The organism is Epibacterium sp. ABZ3_068, from assembly GCF_056159265.1.
Genome location: NZ_JBSWUV010000004.1, coordinates 23,998 through 42,916, shown reverse-complemented (window position 1 = coordinate 42,916; position 18,919 = coordinate 23,998). Strand labels below are relative to the sequence as shown.

The 18,919-nt window shown below is 55.2% G+C and carries 10 protein-coding genes and 1 pseudogene; 9 read left to right on the top strand and 2 right to left on the bottom strand.

Annotation, left to right across the window (positions count from 1 at the left end):
• The first annotated feature begins 1 nt into the window (after nucleotide 1).
• From ACXAEW_RS21965 to ACXAEW_RS21940, 6 genes and pseudogenes are all read left to right on the top strand, one after another.
• Nucleotides 2-2,959 (top strand): glycosyltransferase, encoded by a 2,958-nt coding sequence (locus ACXAEW_RS21965; protein WP_474943481.1) that lies wholly within the window; start codon nucleotides 2-4, stop codon nucleotides 2,957-2,959.
• 99 nt (nucleotides 2,960-3,058) lie between these two features.
• Nucleotides 3,059-3,347 (top strand): annotated as a pseudogene (locus ACXAEW_RS21960) (IS6 family transposase); the annotation flags it as partial.
• 215 nt (nucleotides 3,348-3,562) lie between these two features.
• On the top strand, nucleotides 3,563-4,570 hold the full coding sequence (locus ACXAEW_RS21955) for a hypothetical protein (protein WP_474943480.1): 1,008 nt from the start codon (nucleotides 3,563-3,565) through the stop codon (nucleotides 4,568-4,570).
• A gap of 68 nt (nucleotides 4,571-4,638) precedes the next feature.
• A complete protein-coding gene (locus tag ACXAEW_RS21950; protein ID WP_474943479.1) occupies nucleotides 4,639-8,487 on the top strand; it encodes a glycosyltransferase family A protein in 3,849 nt (1,282 codons plus the stop codon).
• A complete protein-coding gene (locus ACXAEW_RS21945; protein WP_474943478.1) occupies nucleotides 8,484-9,269 on the top strand; it encodes a glycosyltransferase family A protein in 786 nt (261 codons plus the stop codon). Before ACXAEW_RS21950 ends, ACXAEW_RS21945 begins: the two co-directional genes overlap by 4 nt.
• 57 nt (nucleotides 9,270-9,326) lie before the next feature.
• Entirely contained in the window at nucleotides 9,327-10,265 is a 939-nt protein-coding gene (locus ACXAEW_RS21940; RefSeq protein WP_474943477.1) for a hypothetical protein, read from the top strand.
• A gap of 27 nt (nucleotides 10,266-10,292) precedes the next feature.
• On the opposite strand, the gene ACXAEW_RS21935 is transcribed toward ACXAEW_RS21940, so the two are convergent.
• Nucleotides 10,293-11,498, bottom strand: a complete 1,206-nt coding sequence (locus ACXAEW_RS21935; protein WP_474943476.1) for a peptidase G2 autoproteolytic cleavage domain-containing protein — start codon at nucleotides 11,496-11,498, stop codon at nucleotides 10,293-10,295.
• A gap of 263 nt (nucleotides 11,499-11,761) precedes the next feature.
• On the opposite strand from ACXAEW_RS21935, the gene ACXAEW_RS21930 reads away from it, so the two are divergent.
• The gene (locus tag ACXAEW_RS21930; RefSeq protein WP_474943475.1) at nucleotides 11,762-14,398 is read left to right on the top strand and encodes a calcium-binding protein; all 2,637 of its coding nucleotides are present in this window, start codon (nucleotides 11,762-11,764) and stop codon (nucleotides 14,396-14,398) included.
• A gap of 15 nt (nucleotides 14,399-14,413) precedes the next feature.
• Here the strand turns inward: ACXAEW_RS21930 and ACXAEW_RS21925 are convergent, their stop codons facing one another.
• Nucleotides 14,414-15,973, bottom strand: a complete 1,560-nt coding sequence (locus ACXAEW_RS21925; RefSeq protein ID WP_474943474.1) for a M10 family metallopeptidase C-terminal domain-containing protein — start codon at nucleotides 15,971-15,973, stop codon at nucleotides 14,414-14,416.
• Between the two features lie 325 nt (nucleotides 15,974-16,298).
• On the opposite strand from ACXAEW_RS21925, the gene ACXAEW_RS21920 reads away from it, so the two are divergent.
• Both ACXAEW_RS21920 and ACXAEW_RS21915 read left to right on the top strand, forming a co-directional pair.
• Nucleotides 16,299-17,723: a mannose-1-phosphate guanylyltransferase/mannose-6-phosphate isomerase gene (locus ACXAEW_RS21920; protein ID WP_474943473.1), complete on the top strand. Its 1,425-nt coding sequence runs from the start codon at nucleotides 16,299-16,301 to the stop codon at nucleotides 17,721-17,723.
• Nucleotides 17,724-17,863: 140 nt separating this feature from the next.
• Complete coding sequence (locus ACXAEW_RS21915) at nucleotides 17,864-18,898, top strand: NAD-dependent epimerase/dehydratase family protein (protein WP_474943472.1); 1,035 nt, start codon at nucleotides 17,864-17,866, stop codon at nucleotides 18,896-18,898.
• Nucleotides 18,899-18,919 lie beyond the last annotated feature (21 nt).

The window sequence follows — 18,919 nt, the reverse complement described above, 5'->3', positions numbered from 1 at the left end:
AATGATGAATACATCTGAAAATCAGTTTAATCCACGCAATGTCTGGCATCATGTTGAACATATCTTGGCGTTGGGGCGTCAGGGGCGTGCTGGTGAAGGGCGTCACCTCTTGGAGGGGCTGCGCTATCACTCTGATCTGAGCCATGAGGATTATGCACGTATTGATCGGCTCCTGATGGCGCAACAGAGCACGCCATTGCCTATCCGCGGGCCGAGCGATTTTCTGGAGAACCAGGAAGGGCGCTGGCGGGTGCCTTTCCGAGAATTGAATACCAGCCAGACGGCTCCCAAACCTTTTCCTGTTACTCTTGCTTTGCCAAAACTACAGGCCGCGCAGAATGATATCGTGCCACTTTACCAGATTGCGGCTGCGACGGCAGGAACGCATTTGGCTGCCTCTTATCGTTTCTTGGTGGTTTATGACCTAGACCAGATCGATGACTTTGTGAATTTTTTGCAAGACCTGCAATGCCAGGACTATGTTGGGTCTGTCCGGTTGTTAATTTGTGCAGCTGAGAAAAGTATCTTAGCACATAACGTATTGGACCAAAGCGGTCTATCTGGAGAGATCCTCGCGGCACCATTGTTGAGTGTTGAGGCGCAGCGCTGTATTTTGCGTGCCGCAGAGGATGCTGATCTTATTGCTGTGTTCAGCGGCACTGTTCGGATTGATTGCGGGGCTCTCTCAAGATCTGCGCATCTGGCTCCTTTGGGAGATCAGGTTTTTCAACCCCTGGCGGCTCTGGGGGAAGCGGGTGATTTGCCCACTGCGCTTCCTTATGCATCAAAAAGCTTACCCAACGTGTTTGGGCGCCGATATCCGTTTCGGGATGTTAAATCTTGCAATTTTATTGTGACAAAAAAGCGCTGGCACACTCATGGTGGGCTTGATCCGCGTTTCGACACCCCTGTGTCGGCGGCGTGCCATCTTGCCTTTCAGTGTTTCAACGAAGGCGCGTATTTCATGCCGCTTTGGGTGCCAAAAGTGGCGATGGATGCGCCTGTTATAAGCGCGCAAGACACGAATTTGTTAAGGGAACTGTGCCCCAACATATGGGATAGGCCGGGTGATGGAACCTACCTTGTTCCGAAAGTGAGCGTCTACATACCGACCTATAACGCGAGTAAATACATCGAAGAAGCCGTGGACAGTGTTCTGGCCCAGGACGTGGCTGATTTGGAGGTCTGCCTCGCCAATGACGGGTCTACCGATCACACGCTTGAGCTTCTGGAGCGTAGTTTTGGAAATGAACCGCGTGTACGTATTCATAGCCACCGCAATGGCGGGATTGGGTATGCGTCCAATCAGGCAATTGCTATGGCGCGGGGCATCTACATTGGCCAGTTGGATTCTGATGATCGTCTGAAACCAGGCGCGGTGCGGCGTTTGATGGAATATCTGGATGCGCATCCGGAAGTGGCCTGCTGCTATGGTTCATGTGAACGGGTGGATGCGAAAGGCAACTATCTTCAGCCAGAATACAGCTGGCGCCACTTTAGCCGCCAAAAAATGATGATCACCTCAATTGCGCATCATTTCCGCATGTTCCGTCGGGCGAATTGGGCGCGCACCAGCCTGTTTCGCCATGATATTCGCAATGCGGTTGACTATGATATCTTCCTCAAGCTGGCGGAAACCGGGCAATTCCACCACATTGATGAAACATTGTATCAACGCCGTTGGCACGGTGAGAACACCTCAAACGTGAACGAAGGGTTTCAGACAGCCAATACTTACCGCGTACAGCGGGAAGCGTTGCGTCGGCAGGGCTTGAGCCGCTATTGGGATGTCCATGTGGCAGATCCGGCCGAGCCGCGCCGGGTTGGGTATCGACGTATTGTTCGAACACCGCGGGTGATGTTCTGGCCCAATTACTCCCGATCCAACCCGTATCAGTCTCTGCTTTATCGCAGTGCCATGGACAGTCATGAGATTGTTGCCGCACCCATCGAAGAAGCCGTGCGTGCGTTGGAGCTTGCCCCTGAGGAGGCGCCGACGATCTTCCATCTGCATTGGACCAATTTCTTGTTTGTTGGTGTGGATGATCGCGGTTCCGCGCGCCTCGCTGTACGCGCCTTTCTAACGTCTTTGACCCGTTTCAAAGCTCTTGGCGGGAAAATTATTTGGACAATTCACAATACGTTGTCCCATGACAACCCCTATGCGGATCTGGAGCGCAGCCTGTCAGAACGGATCGTGAAACTGGCGGATGTCATTCACTTCCACAGTGCTGAATCTGTTCCTGAAGTCCGGGCGGTTTTTGATATTCCCAGCCATAAAATCCGCATTTCTCGCCACGGGCACTATCTTGGAGTTTATGGTGATTATGTCAGCCGGGAAACTGCACGCCTGTGTTTGGGGCTCGATGCCGAGGATGAGGTGATCCTCTTCTTGGGGCAGGTGCGCCCCTATAAAGGTGTGGGGCAGCTGGTGAAGAGTTTCCGTGAAATTCTAAAAACCAATCCACGAGCGCGTTTGTTGATCGGTGGGGCAATCCATGATGAGTTCTGGGCGACTGTTGACCCGGAGCTTACAGCATTAGAACGCAGCCGGATCTTGGCGTCGGAACGGTTTCTGGATGAAACCGAATTGCAGGTCTATTTGCGGGCTGCAGACTTGGCAGTATTCCCCTATCGCAATATTCTGACGTCGGGGTCTTTGCTGTTGGCCCTCTCTTTTGGGCTGCCCGTTGTAATCCCCGAGGTCGGTATGACACGGGAGGTCCTGAAGGGATCCGGGGCTGGCATTCTTTATGAACGCGATGATTCCGAGGGGCTTTTAGATGCCCTTCAGGCAATGTTGCAGGCGCTGAGCCAAGGGAAAGGCCCCGCGATGCGAGACGCTGCCTACCGCTTGGCGCAGGCGCAGGACTGGCCCAATGTGGCGGAAACTTTGTTTGCCACTGACGCCGAACACAGAGGCCAAGCCTTAACTGAAAAGGAAATGGCCGAATGGTGATAGCATTTTCGATTAACCTCGACGGGGTGTTGCTACGTTAACTTGTCCATTGGCGTTTTGCGAGTGTTCGCGTAGCGGTCGACCATGAGAACGATACCCATCAGCTACAAGCTGCGGTCCTACGGTGCGGCCAAACACGAGGTAGCTCCCTGCCTCGGACATAGATCCCACAATGGTTTGAACAACCGAGCAGAAAACAGTCGTCTGCCGTTCCCAAAGCGCGAGAGATGCATGCAAGGCTTCCGGTCGCCCGGCGGATTGCAACGTTATGTGTCTTGTCATTCCGCCGTATGAAATCGCTTCTCAGTCCCCGCCTGTCGTCGTAAACGCAACACGCTATCGCAGGTTGGAAGCTTTCGACGCTTGGCAGAAAACCATCGCCATGTAATGCCCTAACAACTCCGGCCATTTCGGATCAGGCCAGTTAACGTGACAACACCCTGGTCAGGTATCCGTCGTCACTCAAACCGTCTGTGCGCGGGCTTCAATCGTGGCGCCCTCGCCTGTGCTGAAACCAGCGCGAAATGAGCAACGGGCAGTCGAGGCTTGAGTCGGGTCTTCAGCTCGGCTACCACTTGCTCAAGTGATCCGAGTGGAAAAAAAATGTCTAAGCTTCTCCTGCACGTTGGTACCCACAAAACAGCGACGACTTCTATTCAAAGATATTTTGCCCATAACAGAGACGCTCTTTCAGATAGAGGCATGTTTTATCCCGACTACGATTTGATCGGTAGAAAATCGCATTATGCCCATCTTGGTATTGTAAATGCCTATTCAGGACGCCACGCTGTCTTCTCTCGCACGGATGCCAAGAATTTCTTTGCGGCTGTGAGGGAACGGGTGCCGGATTACGATGTTACTCTGTTGAGCGCTGAACCGTTTTACCGCCACATTGCGCCCAGCAACGGTGGTATAAACAGTTTGAGCAATGCAGAATATTGGGAGGCTAGAAAAGCCTATATCGAAGGCTTGGCCGAAATATTCGGATCTGATAGTGAAATCGTTCTTGTTTTTCGCCCGCAATCCGACTTTGCTGAATCGATGTATCAAGAACATGTTAAAGCAACTCAGTTTCGTTGGGGGTTTCGGAAATTTCTGAGTGTGTTTTGGTATCACTTTCAATATCTTGAACAAGCAAGAGCGTGGAAGGAATGCTTTCCCACGACCACTGTCCTTAGTTTCGATTACCTCAAACAAGGCGGAGATGTCGTGAGCGAGTTTGTGCGAGTTTTGGGATTACCTGCCCAGGATTTGCCTCAGGGTGAAGCGTTTAATAAAGGTCTTCCAGTTGATGTTGCCGTACTGAAGCGGTTTCTCAATACTTTAGGGGAAGACCAAAGCAATATTCGTAAAAAGGTCCAAAAACTCGCGGATTCTTTGTCAGAAAACTTGCTTGCTTTTGAGAAGAAAAGATCATTTTTTGACAGTAACGAAGATGCACTTGAGTTTCAGTCCAGCTTTGATGTGGATAATGAAGCTTTACGCGATTTTTTTTCTCATGAAACTCAAAAGACCGTTCCGGTTCTATCACCCCGAGATCGCAGCTCATGCGTGTTTGGAGATCGGTTGTCTCCTGAGTTTCTCGTACACCTGCTGGAAAAAGCGGTTTGAAAAAGCAAAGAAGTGCTTTTTAGATTTTCGCAAGTGTTAATCCTCATATCGGCTCAAAGGATATTTTCGTGTTGGAAAAAGATGTCTCGCAAAAGAGACCGAATTTCGATTTTGCGCTTTCGTCTCTTAATAAGAGAATAGATTTAGGGTCGCGAAGTGCGAAAATAGATTCGGGCTTTGGTGTTGAGTGGCGAGAGACTGCATCAGCGCATAATAGTAGCGGCTTAAATGTTGAGTGGGCAGATAGCGACAACGTCAAAGTGCTGCGTATTGAGAACCCAGGATCTTTAGGGTGGATGCGTGTCTTTGCTCGCGCTGAACAGCCAGCCGGACCTGCGCTTGCATTCGTGAGGTTTAAAGTGCGTTGTTCCATGGCTGATAGTAAGGAGCGAGCGCTCTTGCAGCCTATGTGGATGAATACGCTGGAGCGGCCTTCTGGTCGGCGCAGTGAGGTTCCTGGAACACGCTGCCGTATACATCTTGAGCAAAAGCATTGGTATAAAATTCTGGGCGTTGTGCATTTTGACGCAGTCGCACCAAATGGAACTTATGATTTCATTTTGAACTTGCCTAAGGTGAGCCGTGTTGAGATTTCTGATGTAGAAATCTCATGGTTCCGGGTTGACGAAAGCCTTGGCAAAACATCTGTCCTGCTACCTTTTGAAGCCGAACCGGTGAACGGCGTTGGAAACCTGCGGCGCGATCTCCCTTTAGGTGAAGTATCGTCTATTTTAGAGCGATTAAAACCAGCTGGATCAGAAAGCCTGTCTATGACGTTGGCGCGACTGATGCTTGCGCCCAGAGATGGTGTAGATGTTCGCTTGTTGGAAGTTCTATTGCGTACACTGGGTTCCGGTGCACAATTGAAACACGCTAATTATCCCCATTCTGTACCATTCTATAATTCTGATTTACGTTCAGAGAAGGCTTTTGTTGAATTAATTATTCGACATCATTTTTCGGCTGATGCGCTAAATTCAAATACGGCGGATAAATTAGCTCTTTCTGCCATACCGCGCCTCTTGGATGGCGATGGCGTTTTGCATCTGAGTGAACCTCGGCCGTTGTTTGTTTCACTCAAGACTAAGAAACCTGACGACACGCCATTCTGGCAGCATATGCAGGATCAAGATATCGTTGACGGTTTAGACCTACCCAGGAAACTTCCCCGTAACGCGCAGATTTTGAAACTTGATGATAAAGTGACACTATCACCTCTCGCGTTGGCGTTGTGCCGTACAGCTACAGGTATGGTTGACGGGGGGAAAATCGGTGGTATCGCGGCATATGGGGCGAATAAGTCGTCTTGGCGCCATCGTTTCGCAAACTTGTATACTCTGAACGAGACGCAAACGGTTGGTACGCTATCTTGTGAGGATCACCAAGAAGCCAAACAGGATAAAAGCTGGGAACTGGCTGTGCAAAGCGACGCTACGCAGGTGGGGTGCACAGATGATGTCGTACCAGAAACAGCTTATGCGTTTGTCGTACGTAAGACGCCGGATGTTGATATTTCAAACTTCACGAATGTCGATAACTGTATGGTATTCGACGATTGGGATGGTTTGTTGGCAAGGCTTAGCCATTGCGAATGTGATCTGGAGAATAAGCCTGTCATTTTCGTGTCTGATCGGGAGGCTAGTACCCCTGACTTTATTATTAATGCTGTTGAGGCGCATTGGAGCTTCTCCGGGTCTTATGTTCTTACACGAGCAGCCTGTGAATATGTTGCTGCAAAGGGAGACTTCGTGGTGAAGGCGGTGCCTGAGGAGAGGCTCCAGCATCTCGTATTCCAAGGCACTCTTTACTCTTTACCTGCATCTGAAGTGCTCAATGGCGGTGACCAGCACTTGGCAAACATAAAGGCGGGCGCTTTTATCCCGTTGAGCGGGGTGGCCATCGCTCTGCCAAATCCGGCTGCAGAGAAACGCACATGGTGTCGTCAGGTCATGACTGATATGCACGCAATGGATGGCCTCTCCGGTGCGTATCTTTCTGACGCAGGGCCGATGGATGTGCAAACGCTGCAAAAGCTCAGGCTTGGCAATTGGCGTTTGGCTGAAATCATAGAAAAGGAGGCGTTCGAGTACAAACGCGCACGGGCGGCATTACGCACGTTTTTGAAGAACCCATCAGCTGGAACTGCTTCTATCGTTTTGGAGGCTATCCATAGCCACCCAGAAAATTGGTTGCAGCCAGATCAAGACGTAAATGATTTCCTGGTCGCATTGTCGAGGCATCTTGGCAGTATCTTGGCGCTTTCGGTCACTGCAATGCCTAAGTTCTTGAACTTAGCGAGGAGCAGTTCTGTTGTCGATGAGGTCGCGTCACAGCTTGCCAGCAACGCCGTAAGCATTTGCACACATGAACCGCAATTTATCGTGGCCTTTTTTGAGCTGTTGGCTGTCAGTCTCTCCCCCTCAGAACTTAATCGCATTTTGATATCAACTGCTCGAGAATACGATCAGAAGCCCAGTAAGTATCTTTTCCGGATAGCTGAATGTATACATCGCTACGGCAGCGATACTACTTTGAAAATCTTCTTATTCATGTTGGCCGAAAGAAGGTGCGTTCATTTGGAGAGATCTGAATTTTTAGAGAAATTCAAGCGTCTTTCGAATTCTGAAGATCTTTCTATTTTGGACGTTTTTATTGGATCAAAGGCTGCTGCGAAAATATCAAATCAAGTTGATGTTATTAGTGGCTTTTCTCATGCGGTAACGAAACTGGATAAACAGGCTGCCATACGCAGCCTGGATGGTTTAGCCGAGCTTCAGCACAATGATGTTTACAAGTGGCTGGATAGTGCGCGGGCTTTTTCAAATGAGCTCGCTCAGCTTGATCTGTCAGTCACGGACCTTGTGACCAAGGAGTTTGAGAATCCGCTTGCGTGCAAATTAGCGGCAGTTGTGATGCGTGATATGGAGACACTCGAAAGCTTATGTGATCATGGAGATTTGACACAACGTGGGGAGTTAAATGCAATAGCATTGAACGTTTTAGGTCAAAACAGCATGTTGAATATGTTGATCCGTGATCGGCTCGCAAAAATGGATGCACAGGCTTTTCAGGTTGCAGGAGCGTGCATCGAAGATGTCTTTGATTGCGCGCAAGAAACTTGCTCAGGAATATCTGCCGGTGAAAATGGCGCTCTGGTTTCGGTCATAATGTCAGCTTTCAACCCAGATGTCGGTTTAATGAGACGCGCGTTGCGGTCAATTGAGGCACAGACTCACACAAATATCGAAGTGTTTGTAATCGATGATGCCAGTGAGGTGCATGTCTCAGATGAGATTAGGAAACTGGTAGAAAAGTTTCCTTTTGTTGATCTGATAAGGCTGGAAGAAAATTCAGGTCCGTATGTTGGTCGCAATTTGGCTTTGGAACGCGCACGTGGGGATTTTATTGCGATACAGGATGCAGATGACTGGGCACATCCTGAGCGTTTTGCAACCCAACTCAAGGCTTTCGACGAGAATCCAGAAGCGCAGCTTGTGACGACGGAACATATACGCATAGACCGACAGGGGCATGTTCAGCTCGAAGCGTCGTTCTCGCTTTTTGGTGACGGTCCTATGACGTCTCTCTTTAGAAGAGAGGTTTTCGACAGCGTTGGTAAGTTTAGCGCTGTTCGTTCACGTGGTGACGTCGAAATGAGAGAACGTATCCGCAGCTACTTTGGAAGCTACGCGATTTTTGAGCTGCCGCTGCCAATGATGCTTTGTTTTGCAGACTCGCAGACCTTGTCACAACGAACAAAGCAGGAAAAAATGGAACACCTTCAGCTCTTCCGGACCAATTTTTCTCAGCGACCTTCTCTTCTACCATACCGGCTTGCTGGCAGGTCGATTTCAGCAGATACAAATCTGAATGTGCCCATTGCACTGCGGGTGCCCAAGTCGGAGCAGTTTCAATGAAGCCTGAGAAAATTCATATTTCACTTACCTCCATTAGCTCTCGCATGGGGACGGTTCATCTAACATTGGAATCTCTCTTAGCGCAGAGCTATAAAAATAGTGTTGTACATCTGTACTTGTCCGAAGATCCTTATCTTCTGGATGAAGGGGTAACTGTGTTGCCGAAAGCGGTACAGGACTTGGAAAAATCCTCCAATGGAAGATTGCAAATCCACTACACGCATAACTACGGTCCCTATCGCAAGCTATTGCCGTTTGTTTGGCATAATTGGGGGAAAGAGGTGCTTGTTGCCACTGCCGATGATGACACGATTTACCCCCCGGACTGGCTTGAAACACTTGCTAACTTTTACAAAAAGTATAGGTGTTGTATCGCCTTTCGCGGTCACCGGATCATCCAAAAAGATGGGGAGTTTTTACCTTATCGAAGCTGGATGAGAAGTCAAATTGTCGAAAATCCGAGTTCCTTTATCCTTCCAACTGGAAAGGATGGCATTCTGTATAATACAGCATTCTTCCCTGAAAGTGTTCTACAGTTAAATGATGCATTGAGACTTGCGGCTACTGCCGATGATATTTGGTTCAGGTGGAATCTTGCAAAAAATAAAATCCCTGTCTTTGTGATCAATACGGATTATACAGATACGCTCGAGGAAAGCGACTACAGTAGCAGTTTGTATCTAAATTATAACCGGGAGGGTGGAAATGATAAGGTTGTATCGTCAGTCAGTGAATATTTTTCCAATTCCTATGATTTCAATTTCATCCGCTCATCGAGGTGATTTTTAGGAATATCCGGGAGTATTTAGAGTTTAATTTTCGTATGGGGTCAGGTCGAAGTGACGGTTTCTTTTTCTCGTGAAGGTGGATTTGTTGATCTAAGATCTAACCGATTACTTTTTACCCCTGGCGGTGAAACGCTAGTTGTATCCTTTGATAATGCTGGAGCCCCTCACCGTGAAGCTCCAGATAGGCCCGCTTGGGGACATAAATTCTTCACGGGGGAGGGGCATGCTGTTCTGGGTGTCATCGCCAAAGCATCGGATTGGTACCGTGACACTATGCTGCATGATGCTCTAAAAGAGCTGCGGGACAGAGGTTTCTTTCAGCGGTTTTCCAAAGTTGTTATGACCGGTAGTTCGATGGGCGGCTATGGGGCAACAGCATTTTCTAGTTTAGTACCAGGATGCCATGTCATTAGTTTTAACCCTCAAAGCACATTGCGTTCCGATTTAGTTCCCTGGGACAAAAAACACCCAAATGCTCTTAAGCAAGATTGGTCTGGGGATTTTTCGGACGGGGCTGTTGAAGCGAAACTTGCAAAGGTTTGTTACATTTTTTACGATCCTTTTCATACAGAAGATGCACGGCATGCAAAAAGGTATTTTGGTCCAGGAATTTGCCACCTGCGTGCTCCTATGCTCGGACATGGTTTGCCCGATGCGTACCAAAAATTGGGTATCTTAAAAGACGTGATGCGCAAAGCTATCGATGGGTCTTTGGATGTTTCATGGCATTCCAAAGCCATTCGTCCTAGAAAAGAAGTCCCGAAATATTACAAAGCCCTAGCGATGGCTCTTGCGAAGACGAACCGGTGTTCTATTGGAGCAGATTTGATGGCCAGAGCACACAGGGAGTTCAATGATCCATATTTTAAGTATCGGGAAGCTCTCTTTCTTGCTGGTCAAGGTGAGGTTTTGGAAGCGGCAAAGATACTTGAGAAGTTTGATCGTTCTCGAAGAAAACGCAAACTGAGCAAAAACGGGACACGTCCATGACGTGTGGCGGTTATTGCGTTCATTCCTTCACCGTACCAGCCAGCGTTCAAGGTCTTCGTCCAGCTTTTGCAACCGGTGCCAGCGCGGATCGGTGGGTTGGCCTGTGCGCAAGGTGAGCTTGCCCAGAAGGCCGACCATGGCCCATTCTGGACGTTGCGCGCGCGGGGTATAGGCCCTTTTAGGGTCGAAATCCGGCGAAATCTCTTCTGTGCGCCTGCCAAAGGCATCGCGGATATATGTCCCGTGCCATTCGCCCAGATCTGCATCGCCCAGGAGGGTTGGTGCGGATGAGATCACGCCGATGGGGGTGTCGCCAGGGCTGGCCGCGCGGATCTTGTCGCCGTCCAGCACAACGGAAATTCCGCGCCGATCTTCGCCTGTGGGGTTGCCATCAGCCCATTCAAAGAACTCTGCATAATCGGCCCCGCCCGATTGCCAGCTGCCGGCTGCCATCCCGTCACCCGCGGCCGTCAGGCGGAACCGGGGGGTGCCTGCAACCTCGGCCAGCATCAGGTCATCGTCGCTGTCAGGTCGGCTGAGCCGCAGGCGGGGGGCTGTGCCCGAGCTGAGGACCATTGCATCGGTGAAAGTGCTGCCGTCGGGGCTGAGTTTCAGGCTCAGATCGTCATTGCCCGCAAGGCCGATTTCAGCCCGCCCGCTGAAACCTGTTTGCATCAGCAGGCTGGCAGTGTCGCCGACGCTGGCCTTGTTCAGTTTCATCTGATGGCCTGCACCCGCGTGGGTGAACAGGCTGGCTGTCGAGGCCACCGCCAGGCGGTTGGTGACATCTGCGGCCGTATTCACTCCGATCTGCGGTGTGGCGTGGCAGGGCAGGGCGGCCCAGCTGCTCCCGTCCCAGATCCGCATCTGCTGACCGTCCAGATCCCAAAGCTGCCACCCGGGCTGCGGTGTCAGGAACAGCCAGCCGCCACCGGTCTCGGCACCTTGGAAAATGGCAATCTGCTGCGACTGGCCACTCCAGGCGGCGGAGGGTGCGGCCCCCAGCGCATAGGCCGCACCTGGGGTGGGATCAACCGGGGGGACTTCGGCATCGACCTGAGACACCACCAGCTGCACCAGCGCGTCCAGACGGCTGAGCGCTTCATTGTGGGTCACATGTTTCTGCGCCTGAGCGGGCATAAGATAGGGCAGATCCAGACGGGGAGAGAGATCGGGCATCGGGGGCACTCCGGTTGCAGGGCGGGGATCACAGGACAGGGATGACAGGGGCATCAATCAGCGCCCGCCAGTCTGCCCGAGCCGGGTCAACAGCCTCCTAAGGGGGCGTACGCTGCCTGTGCAACACCCGGCCTGTATCGCGGGCGCCAGATCGGTCGGCCTGGACAAAAGGGGATCAAAGCAGGGCGTCGATCGGGCAAATTGTTCTTAGATTGAAAACAATATCCTTGGTTTTACCGCAATCTCATGCCGATTCCCGCCCGATCGCAGCTTCAGGTTGCTGAAACGAGGCGATTTTGTGGCACGTGAGGGCGGTAATGGATCTGGAATTTTCTGGTGGGTTTGGCAAAGCCCAGGGCGTGGCGGATCTGCTGCTGGTGGCCGGGGCCGGGGGGCCGGTTCTGGTGGCGGTGGAGCGGATCGGCGGGGGGCTGCGCAGCTATGATGTGCACAGCCTGGCCGAACAGGATTACCGTCCGCATCAGGGGGCACATCTGGGCACAGGCGCTGCGGCACAGCTGGGGGGCAGCAGCGGGCGCGTTCTGCTTGCGGGCAGTCAGAGCAGCCGTCTGGACAGTCACCTTGTGGATATCGCGGGCCAGATCGGGGCCAAGGACAGCTGGACCCTGCCGGGGTTGGCGCAGGGGGCTGAGGTGACAAGCCTGACCAGTGCGACAAGCGCAGGCAGCGCCCTTGTTTATGGGGTGGCAGAGGGCGCGCTGCGGGGCTGGCAGGTCAGTGCCAGCGGCACGGCCACAGCGGTGGCGCGCAGTGGGGCGGGATCGGCCTATGACCAGATGCAGATCACCGCTTTGGAGGTGGTGACAACCGGCACCTCCCAGATCCTTGTGGTGGCGGATGCGGCTTTGGGGGGGCTGCGCAGCTATCGGATCAGCGCGGGCACGGGAGCCCTGACGGAGGGGGCGCAACTGGGCGCACAGCAGGGGCTGGGCATTGCCGCGCCAACCGCGGTGCAGGGCCTCAGCGCCTATGGGCAAAGCTGGGCCGTTCTGGCGGCGGCCGGCACCAGCAGCCTGAGTGTTGTGCAGGTGGCCCCCAACGGGGATCTGCGCCTGATGGATCATGTCATCGACAGTCTTGGCAGCCGGTTTGGCGCGGTCACCGCGATAGAGTGTTTTGTGCTCGACGGCCATGCCTTTGTTCTGGCCGCCGGCGGTGATGGCGGGATGGAACTGATGCGGCTCTTGCCCACGGGGCAGCTGGTACAGGCGGCGCAGATGGTCCATGCCAGCGGCCAGGGGCTGCAGAATGTCACCGCGATTGAGACCCATATCACTGCGGGTGAGGTGTCGATCTTTGTGGCCTCTGAAGGGGGGCTGAATGCCGATGGGGAAGGGATTGCGCAATATGTTCTGGACCGGGGCAGTCTGGGGCAGGTGATTGAGGCCACGGGGAGCACGCTGACCGGCACCGCAGGGGATGATCTGCTGATGGGGCGCGGCCAGGCCACCACACTCTCCGGAGGGGCGGGGGACGACATGCTGGTGGCAACCGCTGCCGGGGACCGGCTGGACGGGGGCGCGGGTGCGGACCGGTTTGTCATCCTGCCCGGCCTTGTGGGGGTGGAACGGGATCGGGTGGTGATCACCGGATTTGAGCCCGGGCGCGATCAGCTGGATCTGAGCCTGCTGACCGGGCTGCGCAGCCTGTCGCAGCTGGAGGTGGAGCAGCGCCACAATGGGATCGACCTTCACTGGCAGGGGCTGGATATCCGCGTGGAAAGCCGGGATGGCAGCCGCTTGACACTGTCGGATCTCTGGCCGCTTGGCTGGGCGCAGGCGCATCACCTGCCCATCGGAGAGACTTTGCCCGCGTCGACCCTAACCGGCAGCAGTGGCAGTGACAGCCTGCTGGGGAGCGATAGTTCTGAAACGGTGCAGGGCGGCGGCGGCAATGACACGATTGACGGTCAGGCGGGAGACGACCTGATCGAGGGCGGCGATGGTGGCGATGTGTTGCTGGGGGGCTTTGGCAATGACAGCCTGATCGGCGGTGCTGGCGACGACCGGCTGGAGGGCGGTGCGGATCAGGATCTGTTGGAGGGAGGCGACGGGGATGATCACCTGGAGGGCGGCCTGGGCCAGGATAGCTTGTATGGGCATGACGGGGCGGATCACCTGCGCGGGGATGCAGAGAATGACAGCCTGTGGGGCGGCGCGGGTGCTGATCGTCTTGAGGGCGGGACAGGTGCGGATTATCTGGCGGGCAACGCCGGTGCCGACAGGATTTACGGTGGCGACGGGGCCGATCTTATACTGGGGCACCGCGATGCGGATGCTCTCTTTGGGGGGCAGGGGGCGGATAGCATCGAAGGGCACGGCGGGGCGGATAGCGTCTGGGGTGATGATGGCCAGGACACACTCCGCGGCGGCTTTGGCCAGGACAGGATCTGGGGGGGCAACGGGCCTGACCGGCTTTTTGGGAACCAGGGTGCAGATGATCTGAATGGCAACAAGGGGGCGGACCGGCTGCATGGCGGGGGTGGCCCGGATGATCTGCACGGGCATCAGGGGCCGGACCGCGCCTGGGGCGGGGGCGGGCGCGACACGATCTATGGCGGCGCCGGACAAGATACGCTGTACGGCGGCCGGGGGCCGGATCAGATCGAGGGGCAATGGGGGCGTGATATTTTGCACGGTGAGCAGGGCAATGACCGCCTTAATGGGGGCGGGGGGGCAGATGTGTTGTGGGGGGGAGAGGGCGCGGATGTCTTTGTGTTTTCCGGGCGCCATGGGCGGGATCGGATCATGGATTTCACCGCCGAGCGCGACCGGATTGACCTCAGCGCTCTGGATGCCACCGCCGCACAAAACTTTTCTGACCTGCAGATCACCAGGCAGGAGGAGGATTTGCTGATCCACACCGGCGTCGGGCAGATCACCCTGGAGGGGCTGGCGGAGCTGGTGCTCGACCCGGCGGATTTTATTTTTTAGAGACTGTTTTAAGCCTTACAGCAGGAAAAAATCTGCGGTCATATCGCTGAGGTCTTGCCCCAGGATCAACATCCGGTCTGCGCCCACCTCGATCCAGACCCCGTCCGTATCCTGGCGCAGATTGTTTTGCCGCAAATCGTCAAAGTTACGGATGCCACGTCCGCTCAGTTGGATTTGATCCCCGTCTTCCGGGGTGAAATCCACCACCCGATCCGTGCCCGCGCTAAAGACAAAGACATCCGCGCCGCTGCTGCCCAGCAGCCGGTCGTTGCCCGCCCCTCCGTCCAGCGTGTCCTGTCCGGATCCGCCGTTCAGCGTATCCCGCCGCCCGCCGCCAAACAGCACGTCATCGCCCGCGTGCCCCAGCAACCGGTCGCGCCCGCGCTGGCCATACAGGTTGTCATCCCCGCCATGACCGACCAGCCGGTCATTGCCTTGCTGGCCCCGCAGCGTATCCGCGCCGCGATGGCCCAAAAGGGTGTCGTTGCCGGTGCCGCCCCGGAGCTGGTCCGCTCCACCAAGCCCTTGGAGGTGGTCATTGCCGTCGCCGCCGCGCAGGGCATTTGCAGCCCCGTTGCCCCGGATCCGGTCGTCGCCGTCACCGCCCCAGGCGGCCTCGATAAAATTGACCACGCGCCCTGCTGCATCCCGTACGGCGGCGGCCACCGCGATATTATCCGTGCCCCCAGCCAGCGAAGAGTAACGTCCGGGGCGCAGGTCAATATATGCGTCTTCGTCAAAATCAGAGGCATCCAGAAGGTCATTCCCGCCGCCATCCCAGATGGTCAGGATCACATCCCGGTTGCGCCCATCGGCGCCACGGATCTGCATGTCCGTATCACCATATTGAAAAGCGCGTTCGGCCCCGCCGTCAAACCCGGTGCCCGCGCCCAGATAGACCGTATTGTCGCTACGGGTTTCGGTATTGGCGCCATAAAGCGCCTGAACCGCCTGAATATCCCAGACCATTGGTGTGAGGGGAAAGGCCGCGTTTCGGGGGTTTTCCAGGAATTGCGAAGGATGGTCCACATAGGACATCACGGTATATTGCGCATTGCTTTCCGGATCATTGGGACGGTCGTTGGGGTGGCTGAGGCCAAGCGCATGCCCCAGCTCGTGTAGATAGGTATACCAGCTGCTGTGCCCCAGGACCGGGCCGACACCCGGGGCGTATTGCATGTCATAGCCGGAGTTGAGCCATATGTCGCCGCTGTGGCTGGGAACACGGCCAAGGGCGTCTGAATCGGGATAATAGGCAAAGCCAAAAAGCCCGTCTTCGAAATCACCGCTGCCGATGACAATGTCTGCATTGGTGCCACCACCCTGCACCAGGTTGACATTTGCCACCTCATTCCAGCGGGTAATCGCGTGCTCCATCATGCGGCGTTCATAGGCGTCCGGAGAGAGATCGTTAAAGCTGCCAAAGCGGTATCCCGCCACGTTCCAGCCCCCGTCCGCGCGATAATAGCTGGGAGGGGCGGATGTGATGTAATCGTATCGGATCACATCAGAACCCGCATGCCAGGCCCGGTTGCCGTCTGCCATCAAGGATCGGTAATCATCAAAATCGGGCATCACACTGCTCTGTTTGTTTATGTTTTGTTCTCACTGTGTCAGAGGGGTCTTAAGGAAGCCCTATTGCAAAGATGAAAGAACAAAAGGGGATCGTAAAAACGCTCTCTCTGATCGGGGCAGCGCAGAGATCAAGGACACGGGGATGCGGAAAGGACCGCGCATCTGGCGGTATATCCAAAGGTATGGAGAGGAGATATTCAGCCCCCCCTGCGGGCATAGGGCGTAGGTTCGGTCCCTATGCGCAAGCCCTCTACCGGATTGCAGCCTTGAGAATGGGGCGTACTGTCTTTAGGAATGACCAAAATTCGTTTGCAGGTACAGCATAATGACCATTACCCCCGTTCTTCTGTGTGGCGGCTCTGGCACAAGGCTTTGGCCCCTTTCGCGCAAGAGCTATCCCAAACAATTTGCTGCCCTCATCGGGGATGAGACCCTGTTTCAGGCCTCCAGTCGACGCCTGTCGGGGCAGGGCTATGCTGCGCCGCTGGTGCTGACCAATTCTGATTTCCGGTTCATTGTTACCGAGCAACTGCAGGAGGCGGGGATTGATCCCGGCGCCATCCTGATTGAACCCGAAGGGCGCAATACCGCACCTGCGGTTCTGGCGGCGGCACTGTGGCTGGAGAAGACAGACCCGGAGGGGCTGATGCTGGTGGCGCCCTCGGATCATGTGGTGCCAGATCCAGACGCCTTCCGCGCGGCTGTGGCGGCAGGCGAAGCGCAGGCGCGCGCAGGCCAGCTGGTGACCTTTGGCATCAAACCCACCCATGCGGAAACGGGATATGGTTATCTGGAGCTGGATGGCGATCCCGGTGATTTTGCTCCCACCCCCATCGCCCTGAAACGGTTTGTCGAAAAACCCGATCTCAAAACCGCAGAAGAGATGCTGGCTTCGGGGCAATATCTGTGGAACGCAGGGATTTTCCTGTTTTCCGTCAAAGCCATACTTGCGGCCTTCCGCACACATGCGCCTGCGCTGATCGACCCGGTCAAGGCCGCGGTGGAGCAGGGCCAGACCGATCTGGGCTTCCTGCGTCTGGCGCCTGCGGCCTGGGCGGGCGCGGATGACATTTCCATCGACTATGCGGTGATGGAACGGGCCGACAACCTGACTGTGGTGCCTTTTGCGGCCGGTTGGTCTGATCTGGGGGGCTGGGACGCGGTCTGGCGCGAAAGCGGGCCGGATGCGCGTGGCGTGGTAACCTCAGACAATGCCACCGCGATTGATTGTGAAAACAGCCTGTTGCGGTCCGAGGATTCAGGCCTTGAGGTGGTCGGCATTGGCCTCAGGGATATTATTGCCGTTGCCATGCCGGATGCGGTGCTGGTTGCCGATGCCAACCGCGCCCAGGATGTAAAAAAAGCCGTGGCCGCGCTCAAAGAGAAACAGGCCAAACAGGCGGTGCAATTCCCCAAGGATCACCGCCCCTGGGGCTGGTTTGAAAGCCTGGTGGTGGGCGAGCGCTTCCAGGTGAAACGCATTCTGGTCCATCCCGGCGCCGCGCTCAGCCTGCAAAGCCACCACCATCGCTCTGAACATTGGATTGTGGTGGAAGGCACCGCCAAGGTCACCGTGGACGGTGAGGTGAAGCTCGTCACCGAGAACCAGTCTGTCTATATTCCTTTGGGGGCCACACATCGGATGGAAAACCCGGGCAAAGTGCCGATGGTGCTGATCGAGGTACAGACCGGCAGCTATTTGGGCGAGGACGACATTATCCGTTATGAAGATGTCTACGCCCGCACATAAGCCACGCGCTGTTGCAAAGATAACAAGCTGGTAAGCCGCCCTATGGGGGCTTGCCTTCGTGGCAAGGGCAGTGTTCAAGCAGCACATTCGGGGAAGGGCGCATGTTCCGTGGCGGTCTGCCCTGCCAAGGAGAGCTGATCATGACCCGCGCCCCCCATCCCGCGCCGCCCTCAGATAGAAAAACCGCTCTGGTGACCGGGGCGGCGGGATTTATCGGCTATCACTGCTGCCAGGCGCTCTTGGCGGCGGGCTACCGGGTGGTCGGGCTGGACGTGCTGAGCGATTATTACGATGTGGGGCTGAAACGGGACCGGCTGGCCGCGCTCTCGGGGGCGTTTCATTTTATCGAAGGCGCGGTCGAAACACCGGGGCTTTTGGCAGAGCTTTTTGCCAGCGAAGGCTTTGATGTGGTGATCCACCTCGCAGCCCAGGCCGGCGTGCGCTATTCGATCGACAATCCGCGCGCCTATCTGGACAGCAATATCAACGGAACCTTTGAGCTGCTGGAGGCGGCCCGCGCCCACCCGCCGGCTCATATGCTTTTGGCCTCCAGCTCTTCGGCCTATGGGGCCAATACGGATATGCCCTATGGGGAGACGGCGCCGTCGGATCATCCGCTGTCCTTTTATGCGGCCACCAAAAAGGCCGGTGAAGCGATGGCCCATTCTTATGCGCATCTTTATGATCTGCCGATCACCCTGTTCCGGTTCTTTACCGTCTATGGTCCCTGGGGGCGGCCGGATATGGCGCTGTTTAAATTCACCCGCGCGATTTTGGACGCCACCCCCATCGACGTCTATAACCACGGCGATATGAAACGCGATTTCACCTATATTGATGATCTTGTGGCTGGGATCATGGCGCTGCTCGGGGCGGTGCCGGTGGCGGGTAAACCTGTACATGCGCGCGACAGCCTGTCACCTGCTGCACCATGGCGGGTGGTGAACCTTGGCAATTCCAAACCGGTGCAGCTGACCGAATTCATCGCCGCAATCGAGGCGGCGACGGGGCGGCAGGCGATCCAGAACCTTCTGCCGATGCAAGCGGGCGATCTGCCGGCCACCTGGGCCGACACCACATTGCTGGAAGCGCTGACCGGCGTGCAGCAACATACGGACCTGCACACCGGTGTGGCCCGTTTTGTGGCCTGGTATCGCGGCTATTATCAGCTCTGAAGCCCCGGTTTTGCCAATGCG